We start from the raw sequence: 14,036 nt of genomic DNA, 5'->3' as shown, positions 1-14,036 counted from the left end.
AAAAGGATGGGTTTTTATAGGGTTTTAGCGGGGTGTAAGCGTAAGCGAATAATTGTTTTTGTTTTTAATTTGGCAATGAAAGGTGTGACCTTTATAGGTAAAAAAAATTTTAAAATAATGAATATTTTTCACGCTTAATAGCGTAAACGCTAATTGCAAAGCGTAAAGAGGCAACGTATGTTGTGGGCTTAAAAATCTAAAATTAAGAGGGATTTTATGACGTTTTCCGATCAGCTGCTTAATCGAGCAACCGCAGGGTTGGTGGCTGTTATTATTGGTTTTTCAAGTTCTATTGCGCTTATTTATCAAGTTGTTATAACCCTTGGCGGCACGCCCGATTTAGTCGCAAGCTGGCTTTTAATGCTAGGGCTGGTAATGGGTATAACCACTATTGGGTTGTCGTATTATTATAAAGTGCCCGTTTTAATTGCATGGTCTACCACTGGGGCGGCTTTACTTATTTCCAGCGCGCAGGGCTACCATTTAGGCGAAGCCATTGGTGCATTTATGTTTGCCGCTACATTGGTTTTTGTGTCGGGGGTTACCGGTTGGTTTGAAAAAATAATGAACCGCATCCCGAGCGAACTTGCCTGTGCCATGCTGGCAGGCGTATTGGTCACCTTTGGTATAGATGTATTTAATTTTATGAATGAGCTACCACTGGTTATAGGCCTAATGGTGCTTATGTATTTTTTAGGAAAACGATTTTTTGCGCGTTTTGCCATGCTTAGCGTTTTAGTTGCAGGCGTGCTACTGGCGTGGCAAATGGGGCATATTGATACTGGCGCTATTCATTGGAAAATAAGTGAGTTTGCATACATAGCGCCGGTGTTTAACTTGCAAGCGTGTATAAGTATTGGCTTACCGCTTTATATAGTGACCATGACCTCTCAAAACTTACCGGGTATTGCTGTACTAAAGGCTCATAATTATAAAGCGCCTATCTCAGCTACGCTTAATGTAACTGGTTTTATTAATATTTTAACAGCCCCGTTTGGTACGTACTCTATTAATTTAGCCGCTATTACCGCTGCTATTTGTATGAGTGATGAAGCCGATAAAAGCCCCGATAAACGCTATTGGGCAAGTATTGCCGCAGGCGTATTTTATATTGTTATGGCACTTTGCGCGGCAACGCTTGTTGGTTTAGTAGCAAGTTTACCCCAGGCATTAATTTTAGCCTTAGCGGGTATTGCGTTGTTTGGCACCATTGCTAATAGCTTGCAGCAAGCTTTAAGCTCAGCCCAATACACAGAGGCTGCAATAGTTACGTTTTTGGTAACCGCGTCTGACTTAACCATGCTCTCGGTGGGCTCTGCTTTTTGGGGAATAATTGCCGGCGTTTGTACGTTGATGATTACCCGTAAAAGTTAAAGAAAAGTGCCTATGAATAGGTTAAAACAGGTAAAAGCGTTGCTTTTAAAACGCCAGCAAGCTTCGCGTCTACAGGGTAATTTACCTCGGTGTTAATTTTGTCGGTAGGCGCGAAGCTTGCTCGCGCGAGACATTAGTTGCTTCTCTAAAAGCGAAGCGCCTCTTAACCTATTTGTGATTTATTGATCTTTAATACAAAAATGCACAAAGAGAAGGGAAAGAGGATTAAATGAGAAGTGAAAGTTGTAGACGCGAAGCTTGCTCGCGCGCGATGCAAGTTACTTCTCTAAAAGCGAAGCGGCTCTTAACCTCTTTGTGGTTTATTGATCTTTAATACAAAAATGCACAAAGAGAAGGGAAAGAGGAGTAAATGAGAAGTGAAAGTTGTAGGTGCGAAGCTTGCTCGCGCAAAATGCAAGTTACTTCTCTAAAAGCGAAGCGTCTCTAAACCTCTTTGTGATTTATTGATCTTTAATACAAAAATGCACAAAGAGAAGGGAATGAGGATTAAATGAGAAGTGAAAGTTGTAGACGCGAAGCTTGCTCGCGCAAAATGTTAGTTGCTTCTCTAAAAGCGAAGCGTCTCTTAACCTCTTTGTGGTTTATTGATCTTTAATACAAAAATGCACAAAGAGAAGGGAATGAGGAGTAAATGAGAAGTGAAAGTTGTAGGCGCGAAGCTTGCTCGCGCAAAATAGTAGCTATGACATTTAATAAATGCTTACCTTACAACTAAAAAAGCGGTGTTAAATTTAACACCGCTTTTTTACGTTAAGATGCGTTTAAAGCATTGGTTTTAGCACATCATATAAAGCGTTAATGTGGTCGTCTCTGTCGTTTAAAGCGGCTATATAACGGTACTTTTCGCCGCCTGCGTTTTCAAATATTTCGCGGTTTTCTTCTTCAAGCTCTTCGAGTGTTTCTAAGCAGTCGGCGCTAAAAGCAGGGCTTAAAATTGCAACGTCGGTAATGTTTTCATCAGGTAACGATGCAAGCGTGGCATCGGTGTATGGCTTTAACCATTCGGCTTTACCAAAGCGGCTTTGAAAAGTGCTAATTACTTTATCTTTATCAAGGCCTAGTTTTTCAACCACTAAACGCGTGGTTTGCAAACATAGGCAGTGGTAAGGATCGCCTCTATCTAAAAATAGCTTTGGCATACCGTGATATGAAAAAACTAATTTTTGTGGCATGCCGTTTTTTTCTAAATCTTCACTAATGCTGCTAGCTAATGAATCAATGTAAGCGGTGTTTTTGTGATAACCATTTACAAAGTGTAGCTCTGGCACCCAGCGCCATTTTTGCAATACTCTCGATACGGCATCAAATGTTGAGCCGGTGGTAGGGCTTGAGTATTGCGGGTAAAGCGGTAGTACAATTATGCGCGTTAAGCCTTTATCGCGCAGCGCTTCAAGGCCCGCCTCTATTGAAGGGTTGCCGTAACGCATGGCCATAACAACTTCGGTATTGGTATAACCTTGCTCTTGGAGTAGTGCGCTTAGTTTGTCACGTTGCAAGCGGGTAATATGCGTTAGCGGCGAGCCGTTTTCGGTCCAAATGCTTTCGTATAGTTTTGCTGAGCGCTTAGGGCGAATACGCAAAATTATACCGTGCAGTATTATCATCCACACTAAACGTGGAATTTCTACAATGCGCGGATCGGATAAAAATTCACGTAAGTAGGTACGCAGTGCCGCAGGGGTGGGCGCGTCTGGACTGCCTAAGTTGGTAAGTAAAATGCCCGTTTTTTGATTAAAACGTCCGTCGTGGGGATTGTCAGTGACTGCAGAAAATCGCGACACGCTGTGCTCCTTAAAGCAATGTGATACCAATTCGCAATAATACTTAATCATTTTGCGGGGCTAAACGTGTCGCTATCAGCGTTAAAAACTCTCATTTAGAACAACTAAATAGCGAATTTTTTTGCCTAGCTATCTACACGTTTTTCCACCCTCAAAATAAATTACTTAATTAAGCGGATTGGTATTAAACAGTTTAAAATTTATACCAAGATTAACAGGTACCTGTTTGAATTAGTTTAGCTTATTTACGGTAATTGTAACGAAAAAAGCCACAGTTTAGATCACTCATTTAGCGCTTTTTACCATTATTCTAAATGGGGTCGGTTTTTTGGCTTCTAGTTGCTGTAGTTTTTCGATGGATTTTTTACCGAACACATGGCCTTTAGGTAACAACATAATACCGCTGTGGCTGTGTAACGTATGGCCTAAAATCATATTGGCTTTTAGCTCTTGAGCGCTGCATATAATGATAGAGCCCGCATTATTAAGTTGCTCATTTAATTTGCTATGGCTTGCCTCGAGTGCGCGCACAATTTTAGGGTGGTAAAAAGTGCCACTGTACATTTTAACGCTTTCGAGTGCATCGCTGTGGCGCTCTTTGTCTGTAGGGCTTTGGCTTTGTTCAAATGCGTTCCAATAATCGCGAGCAACGCTAAGCACCATAGCGCCAATAGGAATGTCGTTTGCTGCTAATCCTTTTGGTAAACCGTTGCCGTTAAAGCGCTCATATTGATGATAAATTGCATCAGATACATCATGTAAATGTATAGCAGGCATAAGCATTAATTGTGCTGTGCTTGGGTGTGTATAAAAGGCTTTGCGCTGTTGCTCGCTTAGCCGACTCACTGGCTTTTTATAGAGCTCTGGGTCCATAGCAAGCAAACCTATTTGCGCTAAGTAACCCGCCATGGGGGCTAAATCTATACTTTTTTGCGAGAGGTTTAAGTACAGTGCTATTTGGGTGCAGGTGTCGGCAATTTTTTGCGCTTTGTTGCCATCTAAGTACGGATTGGCGTTTATAAAATTATAAAGTAGCTCTACGGTGGCTTTGTGTTCGTGTTTTTCGCGCTCGTTGGCATCTTCTAGTTGTTTAAGTACCTGCTTAATTTGCTTTGTACGCTTTTCTACTCGTTGCTCTAATGAGTTATTTAATTCGAGAAGTTCTTTGTTTTGCTGTTTTACTTGCAGCTCGAGTTGCTTGTTTTGTTTTTTTAGCTGAAATTTTTCTATGCTGTCATTAATACTGCGCAAAAGCATATCGTTTTGCCATGGCTTTTGTATGTAGCCGTTAATTTGTGCCAGATTAACAGCTGCTAGGGTGGTTTCTATTTCGGCGTAGCCGGTTAATAAAATACGTTGTGTTTCGGGAGCTTTGTTACGGGCTTGCTCTAAAAATTGCGCGCCATTCATGGTGGGCATTTTCATGTCGCTAATAATTAAGCTAAATTCGTGGCTGTTTAAAAGCTCAAGCGCTTGCACTGGGCTTTTGCAGGTCATAAAACTAAAGTTATTATTTTTTAATAAGGAGGTTAGTGAGCGCAGAACAATTTCGTCGTCATCAACACAAAGGACATCTACGGCAGTGATTGAATGTGCAGCGTCTGCTGGTTTGGTCATAGTGCTACCTTTTAAAATAATAAGCATAGCCTAAAAATTGCCCCTAGTTTGCATAATTACGTATGGCAAACTAAACGTTATACATGGATGCGTATTTATGGAGCGAATAGGATGAGCACTTTAACCGACGACTACAAACAAGCCTTTTTAGATGAGCAGCAAAAGCGTATAGCCGCAGAGCAACTGCTTGCCGATAAAAGCCAATTGTTAGTTGTGTTAAATGGCGAACTAACCAAAAACGTTGCTGAGCTGTCTTTGTATCAGCAAATGTTTGTTCAGGCCGACAAAATGGCAAGTGTGGGTGTTTTGTCTTGCAGTATTGCGCATGAAATAAATAACCCGCTTTCGTATGTAATTAGTAATATAGAAAGCTTGCAATATGTTAGCCCTCTTTTATCAAAATCTCTTCATTATAACGAGCAGTTTTTAACCGGCCAATTAAATGCAGGGCAATTTAAAAACGTGTTGGTTGATCTAAAAAAACAATACGAACTGGCATGGAATGGACACGAAATTTACTCGCAGTTGAACGAAAGCCTAGATGGTTTAAAGCGCATAAAGCAAACCGTGCATAATTTATTAAACCTTAGCCAATTTACAAGTACCCATAACAAGCAATATTTAGATGTAAGCGAGGTTGCAGGCTCTGCTTTAGGCGTGTTGCAAGGGCAGCTTAAATACTGCGAAATAAAAACCAATTTTGAGCAAGTGCCGCTAATTTGGGGGGAGCTGTCGTCTATTCATCAAATTTTTGTTGAGCTGTTATTAAATGCTCAACAAGCGTGCGAACATGAATTAGAAAAAGGCACCATTATTGAACTAAGCGTAACGCAGCAAAATGAGGGTGTATGTATAAAAGTGAAAGATAACGGTTGTGGAATGGATGAAAATACCCAAGCGCACTTATTTAAGCCTTTTTTTACTACACATAAAACAGCCCACTCATTAGGAATAGGAATGACCGTTGTTAACTTTATTTTGCAAGATCACGGCGGAAAAATAGAAGTTAGCAGTACTTTAGGAACAGGTACTACCATTTGTTGTTGGTTACCCGTAAAAGTACAAGAAAGCGTGATAAACCCATTGTAAATAAAGTGTTAATTTGGTTTGGGGTTGAAATTAAAATCCTTAATTGTATGCGTTTTGAACAAGTTTAAGTGTTATTTTTTAGTATTTACATTTTTTTGCATAGTTAGACCTATTATTTAGTTTTTTTCATTTCTTTTTATTTGCATATGTTGCTAGGATGTTCCCCAGTGCGATGCGTTACATCGCAATAACAAATATTAAAGAACACACTAAACAGGGTCGTCACCATGTCAACATACCGTTTAAATACATTAGCTGCCGCTGTTGCGTTTGCCGTAAGCGCACCAAGCATTGTAAGCGCTCAAGAAGCACCTGTTGAGGCTGCACAAAATATCGAACAAATTTCTGTATTAGGGTCGCGCGTTTCTAACCGCACCTCTACTGAGTCTTCGTCACCTATTGATTTAATAGACGCTGATGATTTAAACAAAGGTGGCTTTACAGAACTAGGGCAGAGTCTGCAAGCTACTGCCCCTTCGTTTAACTTTTCTCGTACGCAAGTATCTGATGGCTCTGATTTATTTAGACCAGCAACGCTGCGCGGCTTACAGCCAGATCAAACGTTAGTGTTGGTTAACGGTAAGCGCCGCCATAATCAATCTATTTTTGGCCTTAACGGCACTGTAGGTGCAGGCGCTGCAGGCACCGACATGAACGCCATTCCGCTAACTGCGCTTAAAGGTGTAGAAGTACTACGCGATGGCGCAGCAGCTAAGTATGGCTCTGACGCGATAGCTGGCGTAATTAACTTATCGCTTAATAATTCAACTGGCGTAACAACGGGTTACGTACAGTACGGCGGCACCAGTGAAGGCGACGGCGATACGCTTTCTGCAGGTTTAAACCGTGGTTTTGACTTAGGTAACGAAGGCGGCTTTATTAATTTGTCGCTTGAGTATCGTGATGCCGATGGCACTAACCGTGCAGAGCGAGATACCGGTGGGTCGTTAAATGTTGAGCCAGGCACGCTGAGTGAAGATGTACGTTGGAGCCAAGGTAACTCAGAAAGTGAATTTACCTCGTTGTTTTACAACATGGCTTTGCCAATGGGCGACAGCGAATTGTACTCATTTGGTGGCTACTCTGAGCGCACCGCGCTGGGTAATGGTTTTTACCGTAACTTTAACGAAGCGTCTAAAAATGTAACGCAAGTATACAGCGATGGTTTTTTACCCCGCATTTATAACGAAGCTGAAGATATTTCAGTAGCGGTTGGTTTTAGAGGCGATATAAACCCAGATTGGGGATACGATGTATCGGCAGTGTATGGCGAAAACAAATACGACTTTACCTCACGTAATACTATAAATGCCTCTTATGCGGCGGAGTACGTATTTAACAACCCAGATGCAAGCGATGCCGATATAGCAGCAAATGCAGGCCCAAGCGGCGGTTACTCTGGTGGTTTTAGATTTGATCAAACAACAGTTAATGCTGATTTTAACGGCATCGTTGATATTGGCCGCAATGAGCCTTTATATGTAACTATCGGTGCAGAATACCGTAAAGAAAACTACGAAATAGTCCCTGGCGATGAAGCCTCTTATGCATGTGGCTTGGCAAATACCGATGCTTCGTACCCTTCAGTGAACGATCCTGATCAATTTGCTGAGTGTGGTTTTCAGGCTTATAACGGTTTGCGCCCAGAGGCAACAAACAAGAGCGATCGCCACAGCTATGCGTTTTATGTAGATGTAGAAACCATGGTAACGGATGCATGGAACGTAAGTGGTGCGCTGCGCTATGAAGACTTTTCAGATGCGGGCGATGACTTAATTGGTAAATTAGCAACACGTTATGAATTTAACGATGACTTTGCAGTACGTGGTGCGGTATCGACTGGTTTTAGAGCGCCATCGCTTCAGCAAAGTGGTTATACCGCATTTACAACTAACCTAGGCTCAGACGGTACACTTACACAGTCGTTCACTGCAAATACGGGGACTGCTTTTCCAAGTGCGTTAGGTGTAGATAGCCTAGAGCTTGAAACCTCAACTAACTACAGTGCTGGTTTTGTTTACGATGTAACAAGTGAGCTTTCGTTAACGGTTGATTTTTACCGCGTAGAAATTAAAGACCGTATTACGCTTGGTAGTTTACTTTCTGCAGAGGATGTTGCCTTTAGCGATGAAGCCGTAGCCGCGCTTCAAGCAACCGGCGCAGTGCAAGCTAATTACTTTTCAAACTCTGTAGATTCAACTACACAAGGTGTTGATATTATTGCCTCTTATCGTACTGATGTAGAGGGCGGTAATTTTGGAGTAACCTTTGCGGGTAACTTAAACGACACTAAAATTGATAACGTGAACGCAGAAGAAGGTATTCCTGAGTCGGTGGCGTTTGATGATTTACAACGTAGCTTTTTTACCGACGGCCAGCCAGGTGAGCGCGCAACTTTAACGTTTGACTACGAGCGTGATGCGTATGAAACAACGCTTCGCTTTAATTACTTTGGCGAAACAGACGTTAAATACTTTGGTAATGACCATATTTCACTACCGGGTGAGCTTTCACCTACGGGGTCGTTTAAACCAACAAGTACAGTTGAATCAGCAGTACTAGTGGATTTAAACGTTAGCTACCAAATTAACGAAATATTTAACGTATCGGTAGGGGCTGATAATATTTTTGATGAAACCCCAGATGAGCTAGGTGATGACGAAGTGCTTAACTTTATTACCAACGGCGCGTTTAAATACCCTGTACGTGCATTGCCTTACGGCTTTGACGGGCGTACTTATTATGCAAAAGTAAGCTTTGAATTTTAATTATTTGAGCTAAAACTTGTTACTAAGCGCAGTTATTTACTGCGCTTTTTTTATGTTTATTTATTATGAAAAAAGAGCGTTAAAACACTTGCAAGGTTGAAAATTAGGCATACAATCGCCACTTCTTAAGGTTCTTATTGTTATAAATAGTTAGGAAATAAAATGGCTAAAAAATCGAAAACCAAAGCCGCAAATAATAGTGCGGTAGACACCGGCCGAGGTGTTATTAATCATAATGCGCTGGCGGCGCTAGTAACCTCTAAAGTGTTTAAACCTCAAGTGGTTAAAGCTAAAAAAGGGAAAGGCTCGTTTAAGCGCAATAACAAACACGTCGGACGAGAGTCTTATTTAATCGCGGCTTAAATAGCACCGATCAAATAAGACTTTTAACTACCTACTTTTTGCCAAGCATACGCGTAAGGGTGTTGTCTTTATCAATAATATGGTGCTTTAAAGCGCCCACAATATGTAAACCTAACGCGATAAGAAGCGCATTTGCTGTAATACCGTGAACGGTTTTTCCTATATCTGCTAAGCCTTGGTTAAAAGCGAGGCTTTTTTGTGGGTTTTCTGGGTTGGGGTTGTGCGGTATAAGCTCTAGCCCGAACACCTCTACGCCGTGCCCACCAAAGCCCGACATAATCAGCCCCGAAATAGGCATAAGTAACATGCTTATTATAAGAACGTAATGCACAATTTTAGCTAACACTTGCTCATAATTTGGGTGTTTAACATCGTGCTTTGGCCAACCATTTACAATGCGCCATGTTACTCTTAATAACGCAAAGGCAAGCAGCATTACGCCAAATGATTTGTGCCAACTCATTAGAAAAAACGCTTTAAAGTTTTCCATATATAGGCCTGAGCCTAATAACCCAATAATTAAAATAGCTACAATCCAATGCAGGCTTATGCTGGTTTTGCTTAACGTACTTGTTGTATCTTTTGTAAGTTTCATTGTGGTTATTCCTAACTTAAAAAGTGGCCTTTAGTTGCGTGTACAATTGAATAATCTACATTAATGCAGCTAGCTTAAACTATAGAGGGTTAAAGTAGGGTTAACGAAACTTATTTTTTAAATTTAAAAGGATAAAACCTGCAACGTGAAGTGAAAGTTGTAGGCGCGAAGCTTGCTCGTGCAAGATGATAGTTGCTTCTCTAAAAGCGAAGCGCCTCTGAGCCTCTTAGTGATTAATTGATCTTTAATACAAAAATGCACTAAGAGAAGGGAATGAGGAGAAAATGAGAAGTGAAACTTGTAGGCGCGAAGCTTGCTCGCGCAAGATGCTCGTTACTTCTCTAAAAGTGAAGCGCTGAGCCTCTTAGTGATTAATTGATCTTTAATACAAAAATGCACAAAGAGAAGGGAATGAGGAGAAAATGAGAAGTGAAAATTGTAGGCGCGAAGCTTGCTCGCGCAAGATGCTAATTACTTCTTTAAAAGCGACGCGGCTCTGAACCTCTTTGTGATTAATTGATCTTTAATACAAAAATGCACAAAGAGAAGGGAATGAGGAGAAAATGAGAAGTGAAAATTGTAGGCGCGAAGCTTGCTCGCGCAAAATGTGAGTTACTTCTCTAAAAGCGAAGCGCCTCTAAACCTCTTTGTGGTTTATTGATCTTGAATACAATAATGCACAAAGAGAAGGGATAGAGAAGTAAATGAGAAGTAAAAGTGGTAGGCGCGAAGCTTGCTCGCGCGCGATGCTCGTTACTTCTCTAAAAGCGAAGCGTCTCTTAACCTCTTTGTGAATGCATTGGTTTTATTTACGAGCTATGGCTAAGCCTCTTTGTGGTTTATTGATCTTTAATACAAAAATGCACAAAGAGAAGGGAATGAGGAGAAAATGAGAAGTGAAAGTTGTAGGCGCGAAGCTTGCTCGCGCGCGATGCGCAGCATTTAATACTCAAAGGCGCCTTCTTTTATATTATTGGCGATAGTTTGAGAGGGGTTTTCACCAAATAACTGCGTGTAATCTTTAGTAAATTGCCCTGCGTGCCAAAACCCCCAATTGGCCGCTATGATTGATATAGGTTTAGTTTGACCAACCACTTTAAGCTCGCGCCTTACATTATTTAAACGGGTTAAACGTAAAAACCTAAGCGGATTAATACCTAAAATGCTTTCGAAACTGTACTGCAGCGTGCGCCTACTAACAAAAGTAAGCTCGCAAAGTTCGGTTATGGTTATTGTTTTTTGTGGGTTGGCTGCCACGTACTCTTTTACTTTATCGACCACCGCTTTACGGTGTTTGTAGCTTGGGGCTATGTTTTGCTGCGGGTTATCGGCTTGCAATAAGTGTAGTGCTAACATACTAAGCATATCTTGCTGTGACTCTGGTTTTAGCCCAAAACCTTTACTTACCACCATACTGTTAATAATTTGCCTTGCTGTTTGCAGCGATGAGTCACTTACCGTTAAACGAGCAGATTGTGCAGATGATAGATTTTTAATAGTTACGCCTTGTAACTGCGCCATGTACTCAATGGAATGCCAATCAATAACCAAACCGTAAATATCAAATTGTTCAGGGGTAATTAGCTCAAAGTCGCTGCTGCTGGTACGGCACATAAATTGATTGCTTGCTACATCAAGGCCATTAATTTTACTTTGCTGTGACTGACTCGGTATGCCAAGCCAAATAGAGTTAGGGGCTATGTTGCATTGCTGGCGCAGCGCACGCTCGGTGTACTCTTTAAAAGCATGAATATCGTTGTAATTTACGCCTTCTATACAGCCATAAAAGCGGCCATCGCTTACTTGGTCGTACTTTTGCTGCCATTGAGTGAGGTTATGGGCTTGCTCGTCAATATCGTGCGTGTATACCTTGCTCTTTTGTGGTGCGTTGTTGCTGCCTTGCTGCGCCATATAGGTGATGCTCTTTTAAAGTAAACATATTTTTGGTTTAAGTGAATGCCAAATAAAGGCATTAACTTACTGAAATAAAATAATAAAAAACGATTTGCCAAAATTCGATAGCCACTTGGTACAAATTAAGCCTTCTTGTGACTATTCAAAATTGATTTATAGCTTATATGAGGCAAGACCTATACCAAGGTTTGTAATATTAGTTATGCGGAGTAAATCATGGGGCATATGTACAGTTATACTTTAGGAACACATACTTATCAATTCAAGAGCTTAGCGCAGTTAATGGCTAAAGCTACGCCGCAGCGCTCGGGCGATAGGTTAGCGGGAGTTATTGCACAATCGGCACAAGAGCGCGCTGTAGCGCAGATGACATTGGCCGAAGTACCGCTAAAAACATTCTTAAACGATGTACTTATTCCCTACGAGCAAGACGAAATTACACGCCTTATTATTGATGAGCACGATGCAAACGCTTTTAAGCTTATATCGCACTTAACCGTGGGAGATTTTAGAAACTGGTTATTAAGTGATTTTGCAACGCCTGCGGTACTTGCAAGTGTTAGGCAAGCGATTACCCCTGAAATAGCCGCTGCGGTAAGTAAAATAATGCGTAATCAAGATCTCATACTTGTTGCTAAAAAGTGCCACGTAAAAAGCGCGTTTAGAAACACCATAGGCTTGCCTGGACATTTATCAACCCGCTTGCAACCTAACCACCCAACCGATGACATAAATGGTATAGCTGCCTGTATGCTCGATGGCCTTTTATACGGCAATGGCGATGCGGTAATTGGCATTAATCCCGCCACCGACAACGTAGCGCAAGCCATTAAGTTAATGACACTGATGGATGATGTAATTCAAAAATACGAAATTCCGACACAAAGCTGCGTGCTTACCCATGTCACTAACACCATAGAATGCATAGAAGCAGGCGCGCCGGTTGATTTAGTTTTTCAGTCTATAGGCGGTACAGAGGCTACAAATTCAAGCTTTGGTTTTAATTTAAATACGTTAGCTGAGGCGCAAGATGCTGCGCTGAGCTTAAAGCGTGGCACGGTTGGCAATAATGTAATGTATTTTGAAACCGGGCAAGGCAGCTCGCTTTCGGCTAATGCACACCATGGGCTTGACCAACAAACCTGTGAGGCGCGTGCTTATGCTGTAGCACGCAAGTTTAACCCTTTATTAGTTAATACCGTTGTAGGCTTTATTGGCCCCGAGTATTTATTTGATGGTAAAGAAATTACCCGCGCAGGGCTTGAAGATCACTTTTGTGCCAAGCTTTTAGGCATACCTATGGGGTGCGATGTGTGTTACACCAACCACGCCGAGGCCGACCAAAACGATATGGATAACTTACTCACCTTATTAGGTGTGGCGGGATGCTCGTTTGTAATGGGGATTCCTGGTTCGGACGATATTATGCTTAATTACCAAACTACCTCATTTCATGATGCCTTATATGTGCGCCGAGTTTTAGGCTCGCGCCCAGCGCCAGAATTTGAAGCGTGGCTTAGCAAAATGAAAATTATGGAAAATACCGCCGAGACTATTTTATCAAACACCTTACCAACTGCCTTTGCTAAGCCATTAAAAGCAGTACAAGGAGGGATGTAATGAAAGCGGTTAAAAGCATAAACACGCAAAGCAGCAACGATCAAAATAATGGCAAAGTGGTTGAAAACCCATGGAGCGATTTACGTCGTTTTACCGATGCCCGTATAGGCCTTGGCCGCGCAGGCATTAGTTTACCTACATCTGAAATGTTAGCGTTTCAGTTATCGCATGCTCAGGCGCGCGATGCGGTTAACTTTCCGTTAGATATTAGCGAAATGGCAAAAACTCTTAGTGCTATTGATGCGCTTAGCGAGGTTGAAAAACCGCTAAGTGTACAAAGTGAGGCTGTTGATCGTGTTACTTATTTACAGCGCCCCGATTTAGGCCGAAAGTTAAACCAAGCAGGGCGTACAACGCTTTTAAACACTATGCAAAATAGGCAAAGCAGTACACAGGCGCAATACGATTTAGCCATTGTAGTTGTTGATGGGCTTTCGTCGTTGGCGGTACAAAAAAACGCAGCGCCATTTATAAGCGAGCTGCTTAGCCAATTACATAGCAATTCAATGCCCTATAAATTAGCGCCTATAACCCTTGTAGAGCAAGGCCGCGTAGCGATTGGTGATGACATTGGCGAGCTGTTAAACGCACAAGTTGTAATGGTATTAATTGGTGAGCGCCCAGGGCTTAGCTCCCCCGACAGCCTTGGCCTTTACTTAACGTGGGAGCCAAAAACGGGGCTAAATGATGCGTGCCGTAATTGTATTTCTAACATTCGCCCTGCTGGGCTTAGCTACTTTGAGGCCGCCCGAAGAGCCGTATATTTACTGCAAGAGGCCAAAAAGCGCGGGCTTACTGGGGTTAACTTAAAAGACAGAACACAAGACGATGTAATAGAGCATCAGGTTCAAACCACAAATTTTTTAATCGCGGAATAAAACCATAAAAAGAGGT

At 41.8% G+C, this 14,036-nt stretch carries 10 protein-coding genes; 6 read left to right on the top strand and 4 right to left on the bottom strand.

Annotated features, from left to right (window positions below):
* The first annotated feature begins 216 nt into the window (after positions 1 to 216).
* On the top strand, positions 217 to 1,374 hold the full coding sequence (locus tag NQT65_RS08700; RefSeq protein WP_004589605.1) for a benzoate/H(+) symporter BenE family transporter: 1,158 nt from the start codon (positions 217 to 219) through the stop codon (positions 1,372 to 1,374).
* A gap of 782 nt (positions 1,375 to 2,156) precedes the next feature.
* Here the strand turns inward: NQT65_RS08700 and hemH are convergent.
* The gene (gene hemH, locus NQT65_RS08695) at positions 2,157 to 3,176 is read right to left on the bottom strand and encodes a ferrochelatase (RefSeq protein WP_126009539.1); all 1,020 of its coding nucleotides are present in this window, start codon (positions 3,174 to 3,176) and stop codon (positions 2,157 to 2,159) included.
* A 285-nt stretch (positions 3,177 to 3,461) separates the two neighbouring features.
* Positions 3,462 to 4,793 carry a response regulator c-di-GMP phosphodiesterase, NosR family gene (nosR, locus tag NQT65_RS08690; protein WP_256850967.1) on the bottom strand — a complete coding sequence of 444 codons (1,332 nt, stop codon included), beginning with the start codon at positions 4,791 to 4,793 and terminating at the stop codon, positions 3,462 to 3,464.
* Between the two features lie 111 nt (positions 4,794 to 4,904).
* Between nosR and NQT65_RS08685 the strand changes: the two genes are divergently transcribed.
* The 3 genes from NQT65_RS08685 to arfA all read left to right on the top strand — a co-directional run bounded on the left by NQT65_RS08685 (position 4,905) and on the right by arfA (position 9,013).
* On the top strand, positions 4,905 to 5,882 hold the full coding sequence (locus tag NQT65_RS08685; RefSeq protein WP_256850966.1) for a sensor histidine kinase: 978 nt from the start codon (positions 4,905 to 4,907) through the stop codon (positions 5,880 to 5,882).
* Between the two features lie 227 nt (positions 5,883 to 6,109).
* The gene (locus NQT65_RS08680) at positions 6,110 to 8,650 is read left to right on the top strand and encodes a TonB-dependent receptor plug domain-containing protein (RefSeq protein ID WP_256850965.1); all 2,541 of its coding nucleotides are present in this window, start codon (positions 6,110 to 6,112) and stop codon (positions 8,648 to 8,650) included.
* A 162-nt stretch (positions 8,651 to 8,812) separates the two neighbouring features.
* The gene (gene arfA, locus NQT65_RS08675; protein ID WP_024032961.1) at positions 8,813 to 9,013 is read left to right on the top strand and encodes an alternative ribosome rescue factor ArfA; all 201 of its coding nucleotides are present in this window, start codon (positions 8,813 to 8,815) and stop codon (positions 9,011 to 9,013) included.
* 31 nt (positions 9,014 to 9,044) lie between these two features.
* Here arfA and NQT65_RS08670 read toward each other — a convergent pair whose 3' ends face one another.
* Both NQT65_RS08670 and NQT65_RS08665 read right to left on the bottom strand, forming a co-directional pair.
* On the bottom strand, positions 9,045 to 9,608 hold the full coding sequence (locus NQT65_RS08670; protein ID WP_256850964.1) for a cytochrome b: 564 nt from the start codon (positions 9,606 to 9,608) through the stop codon (positions 9,045 to 9,047).
* Positions 9,609 to 10,550: 942 nt separating this feature from the next.
* Entirely contained in the window at positions 10,551 to 11,519 is a 969-nt protein-coding gene (locus NQT65_RS08665) for a helix-turn-helix domain-containing protein (RefSeq protein WP_256850963.1), read from the bottom strand.
* Positions 11,520 to 11,738: 219 nt separating this feature from the next.
* Here NQT65_RS08665 and NQT65_RS08660 point away from each other — a divergent pair, with 219 nt between their 5' ends.
* Together NQT65_RS08660 and eutC are read left to right on the top strand one after the other, a co-directional pair.
* Positions 11,739 to 13,142, top strand: coding sequence for an ethanolamine ammonia-lyase subunit EutB (locus NQT65_RS08660; protein WP_256850962.1), 1,404 nt, complete (start codon positions 11,739 to 11,741; stop codon positions 13,140 to 13,142).
* A complete protein-coding gene (eutC, locus tag NQT65_RS08655; protein WP_256850961.1) occupies positions 13,142 to 14,020 on the top strand; it encodes an ethanolamine ammonia-lyase subunit EutC in 879 nt (292 codons plus the stop codon). Before NQT65_RS08660 ends, eutC begins: the two co-directional genes overlap by 1 nt.
* The last annotated feature ends 16 nt before the right edge of the window (positions 14,021 to 14,036 follow it).

Origin of the sequence: Pseudoalteromonas agarivorans, assembly GCF_024518735.1 — a bacterium.
In the GTDB taxonomy this organism is placed as follows: Bacteria; Pseudomonadota; Gammaproteobacteria; order Enterobacterales; family Alteromonadaceae; genus Pseudoalteromonas; species Pseudoalteromonas atlantica.
This window is presented reverse-complemented; position numbering and strand designations above follow the sequence as displayed.